Raw genomic sequence first — 19,759 nt, 5'->3', positions numbered from 1 at the left:
AGGAAAGAAATGACAGACAGCCCCCAACTGGACGGCAAGGTCGCCATCGTCACCGGCGCCGGAGGTGGGATCGGCCGCGCCTACTCCCGTGGTCTCGCCGAGGCGGGTGCCGCAGTAGTGCTCGCAGACGTCAACCTCGAGGCTGCCACCGCCGCCGCGAAGGAGCTCGAAACGGACGGCCATCGCGTGCTGGCCGTCGGCGTCGACGTCCGCGACGAGGCCAGTACGACCGAAATGGCAGCTGCCGCAGCCGAACACTTCGGCTCCGTCGACATCCTCGTCAACAATGCCGGCCTGATGGCCGAGGTGGTCGGCGAAGGGTCCCTCACGACGATGGACATCGAGCTGTGGAACCGTACCCTCGCCGTCAACCTGACCGGCCCGCTCCTGTGCACCCGCGCCGTGGTGCCGTACATGAAGGAGCGCGGCTACGGCAAGATCGTGAACCAGTCCTCGAGCGGCGCGTTCATGGCCGCGCAGGCCTACGGCATCACCAAACTCGGTCTCGTGAGCATGACGGTCTCGCTGTCACGCGAGTTGGCGCCGTTCGGTATCCGCGTGAACGCGATCGCTCCCGGCATGGTCAACACCGAGGCCGGTTCGATCGCGTCGCCGCCCGAGCTCAAGGAGATGGTCAAGCATGCCATCCCGTTCCCGTTCGGTGAGCCCGAGGAACTGATCCCCGGTCTGCTGTACCTCGTGTCGTCCGGCAGCGACTGGGTCACCGGACACACCCTCAACATCGACGGCGGCTGGGTCGTCCGGGTCTGAAGCTCCAGTAGACCAACCCTTCTCACAGACAGGACCACGCATGAAGCACTACTTGCTCGTCGAGTCGTACCCGTCACATCCCGAGCGGCTGGAAGAGTTCAACAAGTGGTACGACGAGGTGCACATCCCCGAAGTGGTGGCCCTCGACGGATTCGTCGGTGCCACACGGCTGTCCCCCGCCGACGCGGACGGCGGCCCGTCGGTCACCCTCTACGAACTCGAGGGTGATCCCGCGGCGGCCAAGGCCAACGTCCACGCCGCGGCGGCAGCGAAGCAGCTGAACATGTCGGACTCGCTCAGCTACGGCCCCATCCCGAAGATGCGGATCATGGAAGTGAAGTCGGAGTACGTCAAGCCCCGTTCGTGAACGGAGCACGGAAGCCGTAGGGCCGCTGCCGGGATCCGGCAGCGACCCTACGAGCATTCCAGGGAGAGCGCATTTTCCAGGGTGGCGCACTGTTCGTCGAAGAATCCGCGCGCGACCCCCGTGCGCGAGGCCACCGAATCGAAGCCGTGGAAGGCTCCGTCGACGATGTGCAGAGCACACGGGACACCCGCCGCCTGTAGCCGTTCCGCGTACGCGCGGTCCTCGTCGAGGAACAGATCGTGCGTGCCCACCCCGATCCAGGCCGGGGGCAGGCCCGACAGATCGGTGCGACGCGCCGGCGCCACGACCTCCGGATCGGCCGAACCCAGGTAACTCGCCCAGCCGAACCGGTTGCTGAACGCATCCCACATCCGGGTGTGTGCGGGACCGTCGCCGGTGCGGTCGTCCAGCATCGGATAGGCCAGCAGCTGGAAGGCCGGTGCCGGCAGTTCCCTGTCCCGGAGCAGAAGTGCCAGTGCCGCAACCAGACCCGCCCCGGCGCTCGCACCTCCGATCGCGATACGCGCCGGATCGACCTCCGGCCGGCTCCGCAACCACTCGTAGGCGCGCAGACAGTCCTCGAGCGGAGTCGGATAGGGATGCTCGGGTGCCAATCGGTAATCGACCGAGGCCACGGCGATACCGAGCCGGTCGGCGAACCGCCGGCACAACGCGTCGTCCTGCGCGGCCCGGCCGAAGACGTACCCGCCACCGTGGATCCACAACAGGGCCGCACCGGGTTCGGTGCCTGCGCGGTCCGGAGCACCGAACCAGCGGACCGACACCCCCGGTTCGAAGACGTACACGTCCGGGTCGGTGCCCCGGATCGCGCGGGTGAGCATGCGCATCACCGGCAACGATCGCGGGGTCACCGCACGACGTGGAGCGAGCAGCGCCACCGCCCGCAGATCGGGATGGAAGCTCGACAGCGAACGCAACCGTCCGATCACACGGCCTCTCCGATCACCCGGCGTCTCCGATCACGATTTTCCTGCGGTCATCCTCGCGATGTTCGCACGGAAGTCGTCGCTCTGGAAGGTCATCTCCTCGGCACTCATCGCGTAGTCGAGGCTCGCGAGCACCGCCCGCTCGAGGTGGATGTTGAGCAGCCGCTTGGTGGCCTCCACAGCCTTCTGCGGTTGCTCCACGAGACGCTTGGCGCATGTGAGTGCCTCGGCGAGCGGATCGGCGACGACATGGTTCGCCAGGCCGAGTTCGCGGGCCCGCTCCGCGGGGATCCGCTCCCCGAAGAAGGCGAACTCCTTCGCGTGCAGCAGGCTGATCTGCAGCGGCCAGGTCAGCGGACCACCGTCGGCCGCGACCAGCCCGACCTGCACGTGGGGATCGGCGAGATAGGTGCCCTCCCCCATGTAGACGACGTCGCTCAGGGCGACCAGGCTGCACCCGAGTCCCACCGCCGGGCCGTTGACCGCAGCGACCACAGGCACGCGGCAGCGCGCCATACCCAGGACGATCTCGCGTCCGTCGGCGATGGTCTTCGCCCGCAGTTCGGCGTCCTGCCCCAGTTCGGCGAGATAGTCGAGATCCCCGCCGGCGGAGAACGCCTTGCCGGCACCGGTGAGCACCACGGCGCGGACCTCGCGGTCGGCGCTCAGCTGCGGCCACAGCCGGGCGAGTCCCGCGTGCAGCGGATCGTTGACCGCGTTGTACTTCGACGGCCGGTTGAGCGTGACGATCCGCAGCGGCCCCTCGGCGCGGACCTCGATCTCGTCGGGCATGCCGTACATGTCAGACCCCCAATCCGAGGATGCGCGAAGCGATGATGTTCTTCTGGATCTGCGACGTGCCGCCCATGACGGACTGGGCGCGGCTGTACATGTACGAGCCGAGGAGTTCCTCGTCGCGGCTGCCCGCGACTGCCAGGGCCGCGTGTCCGACCGACTGGTCCACCCACGTCATGAGCAGCTTGTCGAGCGACCCCTCGGAGCCGTGCGAGACACCGTCGAGCTGCTCGGACAGTCGCCGCCGCACGTGCAGACGCAGCATCTCCGACTGCACCGCCGCCCAGGCCAGATCCTGCGGAGGCGGACCGTCGACGCGCTTGGCGAGCTGACGCACGAGTTTGCCGTAGCGGGCGGCGAATCCGAGGGTGGACGGTTCGCGCTCGTGGCCGACGACGGTCATCGCGACCCGCCAGCCCTCCCCGGGAACCCCGACCATGCGGCTTGCCGGCACGCGGGCACCGTCGAACAGCACCTGGCCGAACTCCTTGGTGACACCGCTGATCATCTTCAACGGTCGCTGCTCGATGCCGTCCTGGTGCATCGAGACGATGAACGCCGAGATACCGCGGTGCCGCGGCGCATCCGGATCGGTGCGGGCGAGCAGCAGGCACCAGTCGGCGACGTCGGAGTAACTCGTCCAGACCTTGTGGCCGTAGATGACGTAGTCGTCGCCGTCGCGGGTCGCCGTGGTGGTGAGCGACGCGAGGTCGGAGCCGGCACCGGGTTCGCTGAATCCCTGGCACCACCGTTCGGTGCCGTCGATCATGCCGGGCAGGAACCGTTCGCACAGTTCGTCACTGGCATGGTGGCCGAGGCCGACCACGAGATATCCCAGGCTCGGGCGCGGCGGGCATCCGGCGACGGCGAGTTCCTCGTCGAGGATCACATCGTAGACGGGCGGAAGATCCTGCCCGCCGTACTTCTTCGGCCACGACAGACCGAAGAACCCTGCGCTGTAGAGCGCCTGATGCCATTCGCCCTGCCGAGCCCAGTACTCGTCACCCGAGGTGGGGAACTTTCCGGCCTGATCGGCGAGCCAGGTCCGCAGCCGGGCGCGGAATGCGGCTTCTTCCGGCGAGTCACGAAAGTCCAAGGTCGATCTCCTCCAGGCTCACGGGGAACAGTTCGGTGGACGTCAGGGCCCGCCGTAGGTACACGTGCTCGATGCACTCCCAGGTGTTGCCGATCCCGCCGTGCACCTGAACGGCGGTCTCGCAGACGGTGCGCGCGGCGCGCGCGGTGTAGATCTTGGCGATGCGCGCGGCGCGGATCGCGTCCTCGGGCGTCAGCTCGTCGACGGCCCACGCCGCGTGCCGCAGCACGCTGATCGAGCCTTCGATGAGGGCTTCGCTCTCGGCCAGCATGTGCGCGACCGCCTGGTACGACCCGATCGTGTTTCCGTACTGCTCACGGATCTTCGCGTAGTCGACGGCCACCGCCTGCGCGCCCCGCGACACCCCGACGAGGTCGGCGCACGTGACGACGAGCGCGAGAGCATGTGCGCGGTCGGCGTTCTCGGAGGAGAGTTCGCCGAGCGTCTCGTCCGGTTCGGCGAACGTCGCGAACGAACGGGTCAGGTCCGCACCGGGCGCGGGCTCACCGACGGCCGCGGTCGACACCGTCCGGTCCCGGAGGACGAGGACGCGATCGAGGCCGTGCGCGTCGAAGGCGTCGGCACCGACGGCGATGGCGCGCGTCGGCTGGTCGTCGGAGAAATGCCGGTGCAGGTCGTCGGCGAGCACCGGACCGAAGAACGGCACGTCGACGAGTCCGCGCCCGAATTCCTCTGCCACGATGGCGACTTCGACTCCCGACGCGCCGTCGGAGCGCAGGGAGCGCCAGCCCGTCGAGGCGACGGTCTTCTCCAGCCGTGCCCGGCGTGCCGCGTCGTCCAGATCCGACACCGAGCGGGCACCCAGATCGTCGGCCAGTTTGGCGGCGGCGTCGCGCAACTGCTGTTGTTCAATGGTCAGACGTACGTCCATGGCGCTCCTCGAGTTGTCGGCGCAAGACCTTGCCGGACGGCAGGCGGGGAATGTCGGGCACGAAGATCACGCGTCCCGGTCGCTTGTACGACGCGAGTCGTTCGGCCACATAGGTGGAGATGTCGTCGGGATCGAGTGTCGCGGTGGTGGCGATCGCCGCGACGACCGTCTCGCCGGCCGCACCGTTCTTCGTTCCGAAGACGGCGCAGTCGGCGATGTCGGGGTGGCCGTGCAGCACCGCTTCGACCTCGGCGGGAGCGACCTGGAATCCGTTGACCTTGATCATGTCCTTGGCACGGTCGGTGATCCGCAACCGGCCGTCGGCGTCGAGCCATCCGACGTCGCCGGTGCGGTACCAGCCGTCGCAGAACGCCCCGGCGGTCGCGTCGTCGGGCAGGTATCCGGCCATGGCCGAGGCCGACCGCACCTGGATCTCTCCGGTCTCGCCGGCCGGGACCTCCCGGCCGGTCCCGAGTTCGACGATCCGCAGTTCGAGGCCGGGCGCAGGTACGCCGACGCTGTCGAGGCGGGCGTCGCCCACCGGATTGCAGGTGATGACGGGGACCTCGCTGGCTCCGTAGGCCGGCAACCAGGTCACGCCGGTGCGCCGGGTGACGGTCTCCGCGACACTCGCGGTGACGGGTGTGGCGCCCCACATGATGTAGCGCAGCGACGACAGGTCGAACGATTCGAGATCCGGGTGCGAGGCGATCGCGAGGGCGATCGGTGCGACGGCCATCTCGACGGTGATCCGGTCGCGCTCGATGGATTTCAGCATCGCGTCGAGGTCGAATCGCCGGTGCAGCCGCATCCATCCGCCGGCGTCGAGCACGGTGGCGATGTTGAGCAGGCCGAGGATGTGCGAGGGAGGGGTGACGATCTGGAGCCGGTCGCCGGCGGTGAGTCCGAGGACCTGCCGCCAGTGCGCCACGGCCGCGGCGAACGAGGAGCGGGTGTGCCGCACGGCCTTCGGCAGGCCCGTCGTACCGGAACTGAAGACGAGCAGTGCATCGGCGTCGGGGTCCACGGGGGTTGCGGTGAGGTCGCCGTGATCGGGTTCGATCGGGTCGTCGAGGTGGAGCATCGGCATCGCGGCGGCGAGGACGGGGTTGTCGCCGACGGCGAAGGCCGGTTCGGTGAGCCGGAGGGCGTGCTCGACCTCGCCGCTTTTCCAGGCCGGGCTCAGCAGGACGACGACGGCGCCGAGCCTGTCGATGGCCCGGTAGGCCACGACGAATTCGGGGCGGTTGGACGACATGAGTGCCACGCGGTCGCCGGGACCCACGCCGCGATCTGCCAGGACACGAGCGAGTCCGCAGGTGAGCGCATCGAGTTCCGCGAGGGTGCACTCGCGGTCTTCGAAGGCCAACACGGTGGGCTCTGTCATGGTGCTCTCTCGCGTCGCAGCAATACCGGTCGAGAGGTCTTGCTCTCCTGAATGAGAATAGTACTCTCCTTCTTGCAGAACATTGATACCAGGAGGAGACGGTCCATGGCGAGACCACCTTTGTTTCAACGCGCGACCGTGACCCGGATCGTGAAGGAGACCGACGACGCCCGCACCTACGTGCTCGCTCCCCTCGACGGGCCCTTCACCTACAAGTCAGGGCAGTTCTGCACCTTCAAGGTGAAGGTCGACGGCACCGATCTGTATCGCTCGTACTCGATGTCGAGCGCGCCCGAGACCGACACCGAGATGATGACCACCGTCAAGCGGGTCACCGGCGGAGCCGTCTCGAACTGGTTGCACGACAACATCGCGGAAGGCGACGAGGTCGAGATCACCCGACCCGCAGGCACGTTCATCCTCCGCGACGCAGCCGGTCCGGTGCTCGGCTTCGCCGGCGGAAGCGGCATCACGCCGATCCTGTCGCTCGCCAAGAGCGCACTCGCGACGACCGACCGGCCGGTGCGCCTGCTGATCGCCGACCGCGACCGCGCGTCCGCGATCTTCGCGAGCCTCACCGACGAACTCGTCGACCGGTACGCGGGTCGCCTCGAGGTGGTGCGGCACTTCGACGACGAGAGCGGACTGCTCACTCCCGACGCCGTGCGCGCCTTCGTCGGATCCGACGGCGGCGCCGACAGCTACCTGTGCGGCCCGGAAGCGTTCATGGACATGGTCGAGGCCGCGCTCCCCGGCCCCGGCAACATCTACAGCGAACGGTTCGGCAGCGCAGCCGAACCCATCAAGGCCGAGGACGCCCAGGAGGCGGAGTCCGCCCCGAGCGGGGAGGTGAAGGGCACCGTCTCGATCCGCCTCGGCAACCAGCGCGTCTCCGTGCCCCGGCACGCCGGTGAGACACTGCTCGAGAGCGCGCGTCGCGCGGGCCTGGCGCCGCCGTTCTCGTGCGAGGCCGGCAACTGCGCGACCTGCATCGCCAAGGTCACCCACGGCAGCGCGACGATGCGTGTCAACGACGCACTGTCCGAGGAGGAGATCGCCGACGGTTACATCCTCACCTGCCAGGGTGTGCCCGACAGCGAGAACATCAAGGTCAAGTACGTCTGATGCCGATTCGGTTGTTTCGACGGCGTCATACGCGGTCGAAACAACCGGATTTTCACTGGTAGGTCAGGGCGGCCGAATGCGCCACCCTGCGACCCACCTCGATCGGTGACGACGGCCGGCCGCGCAGGAAGCCCGCGAGGGCTCCGTTGTAGGCGGTGAGCACGTCGTCGGCGAGATCCTGCGCGTTCGACCCGGCCACCGGTTTCGCAAGGTGCAGGAGTCGCTCGGCGAGCAGGTCGCTGTCCGCCGCGAGCATCTCGCCGATCTCGTCGGTGGGGTCGGGGAACTCCGTCGCGGTCGCGAGGAAAGCGCACCAGCGGGCAGGGGATTCCGAGTCGTCGCGGTACGCAGCGAGGGCGTCGAAGATCGCCAGCAGACGTCCGATGTCGTCGTCGGCATCGACCACGTGCCGGTCCCACACCGCGCGCCATTCCGCCAACCGGACCCGCAGCGCCTCGGCGACCAGGGATTCCTTGCTGCCGAAGTGCGTGTACAGGGACGCTGCGGAGGCTTCGGCCCGGCGCAGCAGATCGTCGACGGGCGTCGCCCTGATTCCCCGGTCGAAGAGCATCTCCTCGGCGGCCCGGAGCAGACGGGTACGTGCAGCAGGACGAGCCGTGGACATGACCACACTGTAACGCTCGCTCTGCTGAAACGATCGTTTCAGCGTAGAGTAACGATCGTTCTGGTCATCGATCCGTTCGGGGGACACGATGCATCCACTCGTCATCGCCGGCACAGTCCTGATCGCGACCACCTACGGGCTGGCGCGGTTCGGCTACGGACTCTTCCTGCCCCAGTTCACCGACTCGTTCGGGATGGGCTCGACGGTCGCCGGTGCCGTCCAGGCCGGCAGTTTCCTCTCGTACTGTCTCGCGGCGATCGTCGCGTCGAGGACGAGCGGACGCCCACGTCTCGTCGTGGCCTGCGCCGGAGCCACGGCGGCGATCGGTGCGCTGGGGGTGGCGGCGTCGACGCACACGGTCGTCTTCGCGCTGAGCGTGATTGTCGCCGGAGCCGGGGCCGGTTTCGCCACTCCCGGGCTGGTGACGCTCGTCGAACGCAATGTCGCTCCCGACCGGCAGGAGAACGCGCAGACGATCGTCAATTCGGGAACGGGGGTAGGTCTCGTCGCCGCCGGAGCTCTGGTGCTCGCCACCGCAGGCCAGTGGCGTGTGGGATGGGTCGTCATCGCGATCCTCACCGCCGGGGTCGCTCTCACCGTCCTCCGCACCGACCGACGTTCCGACGATCGACGGGATCGTTCACACACCACGCCTGTGCGGATCGGCGAACTGTCCCCGCTGATCCGTCCCCTCCTCGCCGCAGCACTGGCCGGTGCGTCGAGCGCGGCGATCTGGACGTTCGGCCGGTCCGTCATGAGCGACGGGCCCGGCGGGGAGACCTACTCGGTGCTCGCGTGGATGGCCCTGGGCGCCTTCGGGGTGCTGGGGGCGACCGCGGGCCGGATCGTGCAGACCTGGAACCTGCCGGTCGCGTGGACGCTCACCACCACAGCCATGTCGGTGGCCACCGTTCTGCTGGGCCTGCTGCCCGGAACACCGATCCCCGCCTACCTCTCCGTCGCCTTGTTCGGCGCGAGCTACATCGCGATGAGCGGGGTGCTCATCGTGTGGGCCGTGCGTTCGGTCGCCGAACGCGCAGCCGAGGGCACCGTGGCGTTGTTCATCGCCCTGGCCGTGGGCCAGGCCGCCGGATCGGTCGTGTTCGGAGCCCTGCTGGGTTCGACGTCGACCGCGACCGCCTTCGTGGTGGCGGGCATCGTCGGTCTTCTCGCGGTGGTGCCGGCCGTGTCGCTCCCCCGGTCCCGCACTCTCACACCTGTCGGTCGGTGATCACGAGAAGCCAATCCTCATCTCCGTCCGTATTCGGCCCAGGTGTGGAGATGTCGCCGTTCTCGTCGGGAGTCGCCGGCTGCCGAGGCCCGGTCGCGTCGGCGGGGTCGATCCACTCGAGGGTCGCCGACTCCGGTACCAGAGCAGGATCGAGCCGGATCGTGCGCTGCGTCGGAACATAGACGACGGCGAGTGAACCGTCCGGTGTCCGGGCTGCGGTGACGTACTCGTCGTCGAGGACGTCGATCATCTCGTCGCTCGTCCACGGGGTGCCTCGACCTGCGACGACGAGCGGTTCGTCGACATCCGGCACGAGTTCCCACCACGGCCACGACTGCCACAGCTCGCGTATCGCCCGCAGTTGCGCGACGGCGGAGGTGTCCAGTCGGGATTCCCACCCGTCCGGGAACTCCCAATCGTCGGAACCCCGGAACTCGCCGGGTGAACCGGAGGTCAGTGCCCACAACGCCTGACGTCGGAGCGTCTCGTCGGTGGTCGGCGCCGTGTCCTCCTGGTTGTTCTCGCCTTCGTAGTTGCCCTCCGAGAACAGTGCGGGTCGCGGGTCGCGGGTTCCGTCGGCACGCTCGTAGGCCTGCAGGACCGCCTGATAAGTCGGCGCGTAGGTGTAGACGAAGTTCCAGTCCACGATCGGCTCCCAGAACGGATGATCCGTCGAGAGCAGCTTGTCCCAGCCCAGCTGGATCGTGAACGGTGCGTCGGAGCCTGCATCACGGATCCCGTCGAGCATCGCGCGCAGCACGAGGTCCGACTCGGCACCGGCCGCGAGATCCTCCGCCTCCGGCGAGTAGTCCCCACCGGTCATCCAGACGATGTTCGGGAACTCCGCGTACCGCTGCGCGAATCTCCGCCCGTATTCGAAGGCTTCCTCGGGTGTGGTCGAGGCGAACACGTGGGTGAGATTCCATCCGTCCATCGGATACAGGAACACCGTGTTCCCGTGGCGGCACGCGATCCGGAGATAGTCGTCGACGCGCGACCAGTACGCCTCGTTCCACTGCGTGATGTCGCCGTCGACGAACGGTTCGATGCCGTCGAAGGTGGCGCCTTCATAGCTCGGCCCGCCGTTCACCGGCACGACGATCGCCGACATGATCGACGCGTTGAACCCGTTGCTCTCGCGGTCGGTGAAGTACAGCTCGGCCTGTTCGGGTGACCAGTCGGCCATCCCGGACCACGGCGAGTCGCCGCGGACGAGGACGGGATCGCCGTACTGATCCTCGAAATGGCGACCGTCGGCGCTGACGGACGCGACGAATCGATGGTCGGCGGCGTCGCATTCCGCATCCACCGCCGGGACATTCGTCGGCTGCTGCTGGTCTCCGGCATCGGAGCAGGCCGCGACCAGGAGCAACACCATCGCCAGGACTGCTCGTTTCATCGCCACCCCCACCGCGCCCGTGGTACGTCCAGGCTACGGAGGAGGCGGCGCTGCGGAGCAGAATCACGGAACGCAGAATCACGGAACCCGCCGTCGGATCAGGCAGGTCCCACGGTCACCGGCGCGTCGGTGTGCTCACCCAGCTTCGGAGGCGGTCCGTACTGCGGTTCGTACCCGATCACCCGGATCGGGCTACCCACCAGACGGAAATCACCGGCGGTGACGACCATCTCGGGAGTCGCGTCGAGGGCGTCGGGCAGCGAACGGACCGCGGCCGCCGGCACCCCGAGCGGACGGAGACGGGCCTCCCAGCCGGCAGCGGTGTCGCGCGAGAGCGCCTCGGTGACCACCGCGAGCACCTCGTCGCGTCGCTGTGCGCGTTCGGCCATGGTCGGGAACCCGTCGATCCCTGCCTCGGCCGCGAAGATCCGCCAGAAGCCGTCGTGCGTGACGAACAGCGCAAGCGTGCCCTCGGCGGTCGGGAACAATTGCGCGGGAACGTAGTACGAGTGTGCCCCGTTCGGCATGCGTCGCGGCTCGGTGCCCTCGTTCAGATATGCCGAGGCGCGGTAATTGAGCTGCGACAGCATGACGTCGCGCAGCGACACGTCGACCTGTCCCCCGCGACCGGACACGATCTGCGCGAGCAGACCGAGCGCGGCGGTCATGCCCGTGGAGTTGTCGGCCGCCGAGTAACCGGGCAGCATCGGCGGGCCGTCGGGGTCGCCGGTCAGCGACGCGACACCGGTCTGGGCCTGCACGACGTAGTCGAAGGCCGGATCGTCGCCACCGTCGAGCCCGTATCCCGTGATCGCGACGCAGACGATCGTCTCGTTCCATCTGCGCAGCGCGTCGTAGGTCAGGCCGAACTTCCGGATGGCCGACGGTTTGAGATTGACGAGCAGCGCATGAGATTCGGCAGCAAGCTCGCCGAGGCGGCGCATGCCGTCGTCGGTCATCAGGTCGAGGCAGATACTGCGTTTCCCCCGGTTGAGACTCGCGAAGTAGGCGTCGCTCACCTGGCGGGAGAGATCCCCGGTGGGCGGCTCGATCTTCGTCACCTCGGCCCCGAGATCGGCCAGCAACATCGTCGCGTACGGGCCCGCGAGGATGTGGCCGACCTCGAGGATCCTGATCCCCGCGAGCGGACCTGCCGTCACCGCAGTTCCTTCACGAGTTCGGCGACGACCTCGCGGGTGCGGTACTTCGACGCGACCAGCTCGTCGCGGGTGTTGCCGATGGGCAGCAGCCGCATCGACAGGTCGGTGACGCCGGCCTCCTCGTAGCGGCGGAAACCGGCGAGGATCGCGTCCTCGTCGCCGACGATGGCCATGTCGCCGATGTCCTTCGCCTGCCCGTGTTCGAGGAGCCGCTGGTAGTTGGGCGAGATCTCCGCTTCGGCGAGAATGCGATTGGCGCGCTCGCGGGCGACATCGACCTCCGACGGTGCGCACAGGCAGACCGGCACGCCGGCGACGATCCGCGGCTTCGGTTTACCCGCTTCCTCGGCCGCCTTGGTGATGCGCGGGGCGATGTGTTCGGCGATGGCGCGTTCGTCGGCCATCCACAGCACGGTGCCGTCGGCGAGTTCGCCGGCGATCTTCAGCATGACCGGGCCGAGCGCCGCGACGAGCACCGGCATGGGCGCGACCGGCGCGATGTCGAGCGGATTGTGGACCTTGAAGGTGTCGTTCTCGACGTCGATCGATCCCGGCAGGTCGCGCGCGGCACCCAGCACCTCGAGATAGTCGCGCGTGTACTTCGCGGGCTTGTCGTAGGGCAGGCCGAGCATGTCCTGCACGATCCAGTGGTGCGACGGGCCGACACCGAGGGCGAGGCGGCCGCCGAGCGCGGCGTGCGTCGACAGCGACTGCCGTACCAGGTGGACCGGGTGTTGTGCCTGCAGAGGCACGACGGCCGTACCGATCTCGATACGCGACGTCCGCGTGCCCATCAGGGCGACGGCTGTCAATGCGTCGAAGTCGGTGGGGATCTGCGGCACCCACACGGTGTCGAGGTCGGCCGATTCGGCCCACTCGACGTCCTTCAGCATGCGGTCGACCTTGCGGTTGGTGTCGCCCTGTTCCGGGCCGACCATCACTCCGATACGCACGATTCCTCCAGGTTCCCGAACTCGATGATGTGGGTGTGTACCGGGCTCAGGACGTCTCGGACGTCCCGGTGAGCTTGCGGATCTCGGTGACGAGCACGTCCAGCGGTGTGCTCGTGGGGAACACCGCCGCGGCACCGGCATCGAGCAGTTTCGGAACGTCGCCCTGGGGGATCGTTCCGCCGACGATGACGTCGATGTCGCCGGCGTCCGCCGCTCGCAGGCCTTCGACGACCTTCGTGGTGAGTGCGACGTGGGCACCCGACAGGATGCTCAGGCCGACCACCGCGACGTCCTCCTGCACGGCGATCGAGACGATGTCCTCGACCTTCTGGCGGATGCCGGTGTAGACGACCTCGAAACCGGCGTCGCGCAGGGCACGCGCGACGATCTTCGCACCGCGGTCGTGTCCGTCGAGTCCGGGCTTGGCGACGAGAATGCGGGCGGTCATCAGAACACCACCGGCTGCTGGAACTCGCCCCACACGTTCTTCAGCGCGGAGACCATCTCTCCCACCGTGCAATACGCGTTGGCGCAATCGATCAGGGCATGCATGAGGTTGTCGGTTCCTTCCGCTGCGCGGGACAGGGCCGCGAGTGTGGTGCGCACCGCGTCGGGGTCGCGTTCGGCCTTGACCTTCGCGAGTCGCTTCAGCTGCATCTCGCGGCCTTCGGCGTCGAGTTCGTAGGTGGAGATCTCGGGTTGCGGTTCGTCGGAGACGAACTTGTTCACACCGACCACCGGCCGGTCGCCGTTCTCGATCTCCTGGTGGATCTTGTAGGCCTCGTCGGCGATGAGGCCCTGCAGGTAGCCGTCCTCGATCGCACGGACCATGCCGCCGTGCTTCTCGAGATCGGCCATGATCTCGACGATGCGCTCCTCGGTCGCGTCGGTGAGCGCCTCGACGAAGTACGACCCACCGAGCGGGTCGGCGACGCGGGTCACGCCGGTCTCGTAGGCGAGGATCTGCTGCGTGCGCAACGCGAGGGTCGCCGATTCCTCACTGGGCAGGGCGAACGGTTCGTCCCAGGCGGCGGTGAACATCGACTGCACGCCGCCGAGCACCGACGCCATGGACTCGTAGGCGACGCGCACGAGATTGTTCTGCGCCTGCGGCGCATACAGCGAAGCGCCACCGGCGACGCATCCGAAGCGGAACATCGACGCCTTGTCGGTGGTGGCGCCGTAGCGCTCGCGCACGATCGTCGCCCAACGGCGGCGTCCGGCACGATATTTGGCGATCTCCTCGAAGAAGTCGCCGTGGGTGTAGAAGAAGAACGAGATCTGCGGGGCGAACTGGTCGATGGTCATCCGCCCGCGTTCGACCACCGTGTCGCAGTAGGCGACACCGTCGGCGAGGGTGAACGCCATCTCCTGCACCGCGTTGGCGCCGGCATCGCGGAAGTGGGCGCCGGCCACCGAGATCGCGTTGAAGCGCGGCACTTCCGCGGCGCAGAACTCGATGGTGTCGGCGATGAGACGGAGCGACGGTTCGGGCGGCCAGATCCATGTGCCGCGGGAGGCGTACTCCTTGAGGATGTCGTTCTGGATGGTGCCGGTGAGTTTCTCGCGCGGCACCCCCTTCTTCTCGGCGGCGGCGACGTAGAAGGCGAGCAGGATGGCGGCGGTGCCGTTGATGGTGAAACTCGTGCTGATCTTGTCGAGCGGGATGCCGTCGAACAGCACCTCCGCATCGGCGAGGGTGTCGACGGCGACGCCGACGCGGCCGACCTCCTCACCGACCTCGGGGTCGTCGGAGTCGTAGCCGCACTGGGTCGGTAGATCCAGCGCGACCGACAGTCCGGTTCCGCCCTGCTCGAGCAGGTAGCGGTAGCGGCGGTTGGACTCCTCCGCAGTACCGAACCCGGAGTACTGCCGAAACGTCCACAACCGGCCCCGATAACCGTTGGGGAAGTTCCCGCGCGTGAAGGGGAAGCTTCCCGGCGCCGGCGGTTCGGCAGCGCGGTCGCCCGGCCCGTAGACAGGCTCGAGCGGGATACCCGACGAGGTTTCTGCGAAGTCGTTCACGGCGGATACATTACTTGCAGAAAAAGAGAATGCCAATATCATTGCGGAGAACAGAGCTGGATAATCGAAGGCGACCAGGGAGAACGATGTCGAGTCAGAATGCCCTCAGCGACCGCACCATGGTCATCTCCGGCGCGAGCCGCGGTATCGGACTGGCCATCGCGGTCGCCGCCGCCCGTCAGGGCGCGAACGCGGTGCTCCTGGCGAAGACCGCCGAACCCCACCCGAAACTGAAGGGGACGGTGCACACCGCCGTCGCCGACATCGAGGCCGCCGGCGGCAAAGCTGTCGCGGTGGTGGGCGACGTCCGGAAGGAGGACGATGTCCAGCGGGCCGTCGACACAGCGCTCGAACGGTTCGGCGGCGTGGACATCTGCGTCAACAACGCCAGCGCCATCGCCACCGAACCCACCGAATCCCTCTCGGTGAAGAAGTACGACCTGATGCAGGAGATCAACTGCCGCGGAACGTTCCTGCTCTCCAAGGCGGCGCTGCCGCACCTGCGGGAGTCGTCCAACCCGCACATCCTCACCATCGCCCCACCGGTCAACATGAACCCGCACTGGCTCGGCGTGCACCCCTCGTACACGCTGTCGAAGTACGGAATGTCGCTGCTCACTCTGGGATTCGCGGCCGAATACGCCGACGCCGGCGTCGCGGCGAACTGCCTGTGGCCCGAGACCTACATCGCGACCTCCGCCGTGGCCAACACCCCCGACGGTGAAGCACTGCTCGCCGCCTCCCGCAGCCCGGAGATCATGGCCGACGCCGCGGTCGAGATCCTCTCGCGACCGGCGAAGACGACCACCGGACAGTGCTTCGTCGACGCCGACGTCCTGGCCGACGCCGGAGTGACGGATCTGTCGCGTTACGGCGGCGGCGACAACCCGCGCTGGGACTTCTTCCTCGACAAGGACTGACGTTCAGTTCCGACGAACGCGGACGGCGGTGCCGGCACACAGCACGACGACGGCACCGCCCGCCACCACCGCCCAGGTCAACGGCTCTCCCAGCAACCAGGCCGCCCAGCCGACCGTCATGATCGGCTGGGTCAGTTGCACCTGCCCCACCCGCGCCATCGGCCCGATCGCCAGACCTCGGTACCACGCGAAGAACCCGAGGAACATGCTGACGATGCCGAGATAGGCGAACGACGCCCAGTGCGTCATTTCACCCTGCGGCAGTCCGTCGGCGAACGAGACCAGGGTGAGTGTCACCATCAGCGGCGACCCCAGCACCAGCGCCCACGAGATCGTCTGCCACGCGCCGATCTCCCGCGCCAGCAGTCCGCCCTCCGCATAGCCGAGGGCCGCGGCGACCACCGCGCCGAGCAACAGCAGATCGGCTCGGCCGAATCCCGCGAAACCTCCGCCACGCAGGCCCGCGAAGGCCATGACGGCGACCGTCCCCGCACCCGCCGCGACCCAGAACGGGATCGGCGGCCGTTCGTGGGCCCACAACACCGCGACCACCGCGGTTGCGGCCGGAAGGATCGCGATGACGATCGCGCTGTGATTCGCCGGTGCCGTGGTCAGGGCGTACGAGGTGAGCGTGGGAAATCCGATCACCACCCCACCCGTGACGACGGCGATCCTGCGCCACTGATGCGTGTTCGGGAGTCGTTGCCCCGTGAATGCCAGTGCCAGAGCGGCGAGAACCGCCGCGACGACCGCGCGGCCGGCGGCGACGAACAGCGGTGACATCGCTCCACTTTCGACGGCGATGCGGGTGAGCGGCACGGTCAGGGAGAAACCTGCGACGCCGAGCAGACCCCAGGCGAGCCCGCGAGGATCGGGCGATAGCACTGGCCGGTCGGATACGATAGCGCTACTCTGTACTCTCATGTCGAACAGTAGCAGTTCCCAACTCGTTACGGAACTGACCCGGTGGATCGCTACCGCCGCACCCGGGGCCCGGTTGCCGTCGACGAGATCACTCGTCGCGCAGTACGCCGTCAGCCCCGTCACGGTGCAGAAGGCACTGAAGACACTCCAGACCCGGGGACTCGTGGAGAGCCGCACGGGAGTCGGCACCTTCGTCCGGCAGATCCGCACGTCGAACACGATCGACCACAGCTGGCAGACGGAAGCACTCGGAACGGCACCGCCGCTCCCCCGCGCCTCCGCCGCGCTGCGCACCGTGCCCAACGACGTGATCACACTCCACTCCGGCTACCCCGACCGCACACTGCTCCCCGAACGCCTTGTCCGCGGAGCATATTCACGCGCATCTCGCAGTGATGCCGCCGTCGGACGGACACCCGCAGCCGGGCTGCCCGAACTGCAGGCGTGGTTCGCCGCGGAACTGACGGAAGCGACGGATGCCCGCACCGCCCCGCCGTCCGCGGGCGACGTGATCATCACCCCCGGCAGTCAGAGCGGACTCGGGTCGATCTTCCGCGCGCTCGTCGGCGCCGGCAATCCCCTCGTCGTGGAGTCACCGACCTATTGGGGTGCGATCCTCGCGGCCACGAAGGCGGGTGTGCAGCTCGTCCCGGTTTCCAGCGGCCCCAATGGACCCGATCCCGACGAACTGGCCCGCGCCTTCGACCGGACCCGGGCCCGCGCCTTCTACGCGCAACCGAACTTCGCGAATCCCACCGGGGCGCAATGGTCGTCGTCGACCGGCGATCGGGTCCTCGACGTCGTGCGCGATGCGGGAGCATTCGTCATCGAGGACGACTGGGCCCACGACTTCGGGATCTCGACCGAGTCCGTTCCGCTCTTCGCACGCGACGACTCCGGCCACGTCGTCTACGTCCGCTCGCTGACCAAGAGTGTCGCGCCGTCGGTGCGGGTCGCGGCGATCGTCGCGCGAGGACCCGCTCGCGAACGCATCCTCGCCGACGCGCAGGCCGAATCCGTCTATGTGAGCGGCGTTCTCCAGATGGTCGCGCTCGACGTCGTCACCCAGCCGGCATGGCAGACCCACTTGCGGGCCGTTCGTCGCGAGCTCGAATCGCGCCGCAACCTCCTCGCGAGCGAACTTCGCGAGCTTGCACCGGATGTGGATGTCGACGGGCTGCCGCCCGGTGGGCTCAACCTGTGGGGCAGGCTCCCGGACGACGTCGACGCCGAGACCGTCGCGCGCGACTGCGAGGCAGCCGGGGTGCTCGTCGCAGCGGGTGGCGAATGGTTCCCAGCGGAGCCCACCGGCCCGTACCTCCGTCTCAACTTCGCCGGCCCGAACCCGGCGGCCTTCCGGGAGGCCGCCCGGGTCATCGGACGGGTTGTCTCCGGCGGGTGAGGACGGTCGACGTCACCGGCTCGTGCGGCGCCGGTGGGCCCTCCTCACCCGGGTGCGTTCGTCCTCCGTGAGCCCACCCCAGATCCCGTACCGTTCACCGGAATCGAGGGCGTACTGCAGGCACTTCTCTCGGACCGGACAACGAGCGCAGACCTTCTTGGCCGAGGCCATGCGATTCTCCCTCGCGTCGCCCCGCTCGTTGTCCGGGTGGAAGAACAACGAGCCGTCCGCGTCGCGACAAGCCGCATCCATCTGCCAATCCCATTCCTCGGCAACGGGAGGCGGCAGATAGAGCAACTTCAGCGCGGGCATGTCCTACCTCTCTCCGTCGCGGAGGCGGCGGTAGACCTCGATCAGATGGTCGGTGGACGCGTCTCCGGTATCGGGGGTGCCCTGGCCGGCGAGCACCGCCTGCAGGGCGGTGGCCTGGGTCTTGCCGAGCTCGACACCCCACTGATCGAACGAATCGATCCCCCACACAATGCCCTGGACGAAGGTCTGGTGCTCGTAGAACGCGATGATCTGCCCGACCACCGACGGGGTCAGTTCCGGGGCGAGGATCGTCGTCGACGGCCGATCGCCGGGCATCACCTTGTGCGCCACCACCGCCTCGTCGACGCCTTCGGCACGCACCTCGTCGGCATCACGGCCGAAGGCCAATACTTTGGCCTGGGCGAACATGTTCGCCAGCACCAGCACCTGCATGCTGGTCTGCCCATCGCGGGCCGGCAGATCGTCGCCGGAACGGGCCAGGCCGAGGAAGTCGACGGGGACGATCTCGGTGCCCTGGTGCAGCAACTGGAAGAAGGCATGCTGACCGTTGGTACCGGGCTCACCCCAGAACACCTCCCCGGTCGGACACGAGACCGCGGTGCCGTCGGCGCGCACGGACTTGCCGTTCGATTCCATGGTCAGCTGCTGCAGATAGGCCGGCAACCGCGCCAGATCCTGCGCATAGGGCACCACCGCGCGCGAGCGATAACCGAGGACGCTCGCATTCCACACCCCGATCAACCCCGCCAACAGCGGTGCGTTCTGTGCCGGGTCGGCGGTGGCGAAGTGTTCGTCGAGGGCGTGCATGCCGGCGAGGAACTCGCCGAACCGCTGCCGGCCGATGGCGCACATGACCGCCAGCCCGATCGCCGAACCCACCGAATACCGCCCACCGACCCAGTCCCAGAACTCGAACATGTTCGCCGGATCGATGCCGAACTCGACCACCCGCTCCGTGTGCGTCGACACCGCCACGAAATGCTGGGCCACCGCATCCTCGCCGAGAGCGTCGACGAGCCAGCGGCGCGCGGCGGTGGCGTTCGACAGGGTTTCGAGGGTGGAGAAGGTTTTCGACGCGACGATGAACACGGTGGTGGCCGGGTCCAGATCGGCCAGCGCCGCGGTCAGATCCGCCGGGTCGACGTTGGAGACGAACCGCGCCGCCGGCCCGTCGTGAAAACGCCGCAGCGCGCGGGTGACCATCGCCGGGCCGAGATCGGAGCCACCGATGCCGATGTTGACCACCGTGGCGATCTTCTCGCCGGTGGCGCCGCGCCAGTCGCCGCTGCGGAGGCGGTCGGTGAACTGGCCCATCCGGTCGAGCACGGCGTGAACGTCGGCGACGACATCGACCCCGTCCACGATCAGTTCCGCATCGCGGGGCAGGCGCAGGGCGGTGTGCAGCACCGCGCGGTCCTCGGTGACGTTGATGTGCGCACCCGAGAACATCGCCTCCCGAGCCGCGGC

20 protein-coding genes are annotated in these 19,759 nt (G+C 68.1%); 6 read left to right on the top strand and 14 right to left on the bottom strand.

Annotated elements, in window-relative coordinates:
- The first annotated feature begins 9 nt into the window (after window positions 1-9).
- A complete protein-coding gene (locus ACNJ7K_RS24320) occupies window positions 10-771 on the top strand; it encodes an SDR family oxidoreductase (RefSeq protein ID WP_085470216.1) in 762 nt (253 codons plus the stop codon).
- A gap of 40 nt (window positions 772-811) precedes the next feature.
- The gene (locus ACNJ7K_RS24315; protein ID WP_059384015.1) at window positions 812-1,138 is read left to right on the top strand and encodes a DUF4286 family protein; all 327 of its coding nucleotides are present in this window, start codon (window positions 812-814) and stop codon (window positions 1,136-1,138) included.
- 47 nt (window positions 1,139-1,185) lie between these two features.
- Here ACNJ7K_RS24315 and ACNJ7K_RS24310 read toward each other — a convergent pair whose 3' ends face one another.
- From ACNJ7K_RS24310 to ACNJ7K_RS24290, 5 genes are read right to left on the bottom strand one after another with little or no spacing between them, the layout of a single operon-like run.
- Window positions 1,186-2,088: an alpha/beta hydrolase gene (locus ACNJ7K_RS24310; RefSeq protein ID WP_159417406.1), complete on the bottom strand. Its 903-nt coding sequence runs from the start codon at window positions 2,086-2,088 to the stop codon at window positions 1,186-1,188.
- A gap of 30 nt (window positions 2,089-2,118) precedes the next feature.
- The gene (locus tag ACNJ7K_RS24305; protein ID WP_085470218.1) at window positions 2,119-2,886 is read right to left on the bottom strand and encodes an enoyl-CoA hydratase/isomerase family protein; all 768 of its coding nucleotides are present in this window, start codon (window positions 2,884-2,886) and stop codon (window positions 2,119-2,121) included.
- Window position 2,887: 1 nt separating this feature from the next.
- Window positions 2,888-3,976, bottom strand: coding sequence for an acyl-CoA dehydrogenase family protein (locus ACNJ7K_RS24300; protein WP_268654688.1), 1,089 nt, complete (start codon window positions 3,974-3,976; stop codon window positions 2,888-2,890).
- On the bottom strand, window positions 3,963-4,868 hold the full coding sequence (locus ACNJ7K_RS24295) for an acyl-CoA dehydrogenase family protein (RefSeq protein WP_159417404.1): 906 nt from the start codon (window positions 4,866-4,868) through the stop codon (window positions 3,963-3,965). The genes ACNJ7K_RS24300 and ACNJ7K_RS24295 overlap by 14 nt, the downstream gene beginning before the upstream one ends.
- Window positions 4,846-6,255: a class I adenylate-forming enzyme family protein gene (locus ACNJ7K_RS24290; RefSeq protein ID WP_159417403.1), complete on the bottom strand. Its 1,410-nt coding sequence runs from the start codon at window positions 6,253-6,255 to the stop codon at window positions 4,846-4,848. The genes ACNJ7K_RS24295 and ACNJ7K_RS24290 overlap by 23 nt, the downstream gene beginning before the upstream one ends.
- A 105-nt stretch (window positions 6,256-6,360) precedes the next feature.
- Here ACNJ7K_RS24290 and ACNJ7K_RS24285 point away from each other — a divergent pair, with 105 nt between their 5' ends.
- Complete coding sequence (locus ACNJ7K_RS24285; RefSeq protein WP_268654689.1) at window positions 6,361-7,380, top strand: ferredoxin--NADP reductase; 1,020 nt, start codon at window positions 6,361-6,363, stop codon at window positions 7,378-7,380.
- Window positions 7,381-7,432: 52 nt separating this feature from the next.
- Here the strand turns inward: ACNJ7K_RS24285 and ACNJ7K_RS24280 are convergent, their stop codons facing one another.
- The gene (locus ACNJ7K_RS24280) at window positions 7,433-8,005 is read right to left on the bottom strand and encodes a TetR/AcrR family transcriptional regulator (protein WP_268654690.1); all 573 of its coding nucleotides are present in this window, start codon (window positions 8,003-8,005) and stop codon (window positions 7,433-7,435) included.
- An 88-nt stretch (window positions 8,006-8,093) separates the two neighbouring features.
- On the opposite strand from ACNJ7K_RS24280, the gene ACNJ7K_RS24275 reads away from it, so the two are divergent.
- Window positions 8,094-9,236: an MFS transporter gene (locus ACNJ7K_RS24275; protein ID WP_268654691.1), complete on the top strand. Its 1,143-nt coding sequence runs from the start codon at window positions 8,094-8,096 to the stop codon at window positions 9,234-9,236.
- Here the strand turns inward: ACNJ7K_RS24275 and ACNJ7K_RS24270 are convergent.
- From ACNJ7K_RS24270 to ACNJ7K_RS24250, 5 genes are all read right to left on the bottom strand, one after another.
- The gene (locus tag ACNJ7K_RS24270; RefSeq protein ID WP_268654692.1) at window positions 9,217-10,635 is read right to left on the bottom strand and encodes a glycoside hydrolase family 140 protein; all 1,419 of its coding nucleotides are present in this window, start codon (window positions 10,633-10,635) and stop codon (window positions 9,217-9,219) included. The genes ACNJ7K_RS24275 and ACNJ7K_RS24270 overlap by 20 nt on opposite strands.
- Before the next feature lie 98 nt (window positions 10,636-10,733).
- Complete coding sequence (locus ACNJ7K_RS24265) at window positions 10,734-11,795, bottom strand: CaiB/BaiF CoA transferase family protein (protein WP_230790399.1); 1,062 nt, start codon at window positions 11,793-11,795, stop codon at window positions 10,734-10,736.
- The gene (locus tag ACNJ7K_RS24260; protein WP_487042334.1) at window positions 11,792-12,748 is read right to left on the bottom strand and encodes an LLM class F420-dependent oxidoreductase; all 957 of its coding nucleotides are present in this window, start codon (window positions 12,746-12,748) and stop codon (window positions 11,792-11,794) included. Before ACNJ7K_RS24260 ends, ACNJ7K_RS24265 begins: the two co-directional genes overlap by 4 nt.
- A 46-nt stretch (window positions 12,749-12,794) precedes the next feature.
- Window positions 12,795-13,196, bottom strand: coding sequence for a cobalamin B12-binding domain-containing protein (locus ACNJ7K_RS24255; RefSeq protein ID WP_230790392.1), 402 nt, complete (start codon window positions 13,194-13,196; stop codon window positions 12,795-12,797).
- Window positions 13,196-14,815, bottom strand: coding sequence for a methylmalonyl-CoA mutase family protein (locus tag ACNJ7K_RS24250; protein ID WP_230790389.1), 1,620 nt, complete (start codon window positions 14,813-14,815; stop codon window positions 13,196-13,198). The genes ACNJ7K_RS24255 and ACNJ7K_RS24250 overlap by 1 nt, the downstream gene beginning before the upstream one ends.
- A gap of 44 nt (window positions 14,816-14,859) precedes the next feature.
- On the opposite strand from ACNJ7K_RS24250, the gene ACNJ7K_RS24245 reads away from it, so the two are divergent.
- The gene (locus ACNJ7K_RS24245; RefSeq protein WP_268654697.1) at window positions 14,860-15,693 is read left to right on the top strand and encodes an SDR family oxidoreductase; all 834 of its coding nucleotides are present in this window, start codon (window positions 14,860-14,862) and stop codon (window positions 15,691-15,693) included.
- Between the two features lie 3 nt (window positions 15,694-15,696).
- On the opposite strand, the gene ACNJ7K_RS24240 is transcribed toward ACNJ7K_RS24245, so the two are convergent.
- Window positions 15,697-16,578 carry a DMT family transporter gene (locus ACNJ7K_RS24240; RefSeq protein ID WP_145692903.1) on the bottom strand — a complete coding sequence of 294 codons (882 nt, stop codon included), beginning with the start codon at window positions 16,576-16,578 and terminating at the stop codon, window positions 15,697-15,699.
- Window positions 16,579-16,615: 37 nt separating this feature from the next.
- On the opposite strand from ACNJ7K_RS24240, the gene ACNJ7K_RS24235 reads away from it, so the two are divergent.
- Complete coding sequence (locus tag ACNJ7K_RS24235; protein WP_487042333.1) at window positions 16,616-18,019, top strand: aminotransferase-like domain-containing protein; 1,404 nt, start codon at window positions 16,616-16,618, stop codon at window positions 18,017-18,019.
- A 12-nt stretch (window positions 18,020-18,031) separates the two neighbouring features.
- Here the strand turns inward: ACNJ7K_RS24235 and ACNJ7K_RS24230 are convergent, their stop codons facing one another.
- Window positions 18,032-18,331: a WhiB family transcriptional regulator gene (locus ACNJ7K_RS24230; protein WP_120280549.1), complete on the bottom strand. Its 300-nt coding sequence runs from the start codon at window positions 18,329-18,331 to the stop codon at window positions 18,032-18,034.
- Window positions 18,332-18,334: 3 nt separating this feature from the next.
- The coding region (gene pgi, locus ACNJ7K_RS24225) for a glucose-6-phosphate isomerase (RefSeq protein WP_487042332.1) at window positions 18,335-19,759 on the bottom strand (1,425 nt) is incomplete at its 5' end.

This window comes from Rhodococcus shunpengi (genome assembly GCF_048381395.1).
In the GTDB taxonomy this organism is placed as follows: domain Bacteria; phylum Actinomycetota; class Actinomycetes; order Mycobacteriales; family Mycobacteriaceae; genus Rhodococcus.
This window is presented reverse-complemented; position numbering and strand designations above follow the sequence as displayed.

Excerpts from the sequence above, each read along its gene's own strand:
- ACNJ7K_RS24320 (WP_085470216.1), top strand. The coding sequence starts at position 10 with ATGACAGACAGCCCCCAACTGGACGGCAAGGTCGCCATCGTCACCGGC.
- ACNJ7K_RS24315 (WP_059384015.1), top strand. The coding sequence starts at position 812 with ATGAAGCACTACTTGCTCGTCGAGTCGTACCCGTCACATCCCGAGCGG.
- ACNJ7K_RS24305 (WP_085470218.1), bottom strand. The coding sequence starts at position 2,886 with ATGTACGGCATGCCCGACGAGATCGAGGTCCGCGCCGAGGGGCCGCTG.
- ACNJ7K_RS24295 (WP_159417404.1), bottom strand. The coding sequence starts at position 4,868 with ATGGACGTACGTCTGACCATTGAACAACAGCAGTTGCGCGACGCCGCC.
- ACNJ7K_RS24290 (WP_159417403.1), bottom strand. The coding sequence starts at position 6,255 with ATGACAGAGCCCACCGTGTTGGCCTTCGAAGACCGCGAGTGCACCCTC.
- ACNJ7K_RS24285 (WP_268654689.1), top strand. The coding sequence starts at position 6,361 with ATGGCGAGACCACCTTTGTTTCAACGCGCGACCGTGACCCGGATCGTG.
- ACNJ7K_RS24280 (WP_268654690.1), bottom strand. The coding sequence starts at position 8,005 with ATGTCCACGGCTCGTCCTGCTGCACGTACCCGTCTGCTCCGGGCCGCC.
- ACNJ7K_RS24275 (WP_268654691.1), top strand. The coding sequence starts at position 8,094 with ATGCATCCACTCGTCATCGCCGGCACAGTCCTGATCGCGACCACCTAC.
- ACNJ7K_RS24270 (WP_268654692.1), bottom strand. The coding sequence starts at position 10,635 with ATGAAACGAGCAGTCCTGGCGATGGTGTTGCTCCTGGTCGCGGCCTGC.
- ACNJ7K_RS24255 (WP_230790392.1), bottom strand. The coding sequence starts at position 13,196 with ATGACCGCCCGCATTCTCGTCGCCAAGCCCGGACTCGACGGACACGAC.
- ACNJ7K_RS24250 (WP_230790389.1), bottom strand. The coding sequence starts at position 14,815 with ATGATATTGGCATTCTCTTTTTCTGCAAGTAATGTATCCGCCGTGAAC.
- ACNJ7K_RS24245 (WP_268654697.1), top strand. The coding sequence starts at position 14,860 with ATGTCGAGTCAGAATGCCCTCAGCGACCGCACCATGGTCATCTCCGGC.
- ACNJ7K_RS24235 (WP_487042333.1), top strand. The coding sequence starts at position 16,616 with ATGTCGAACAGTAGCAGTTCCCAACTCGTTACGGAACTGACCCGGTGG.
- ACNJ7K_RS24230 (WP_120280549.1), bottom strand. The coding sequence starts at position 18,331 with ATGCCCGCGCTGAAGTTGCTCTATCTGCCGCCTCCCGTTGCCGAGGAA.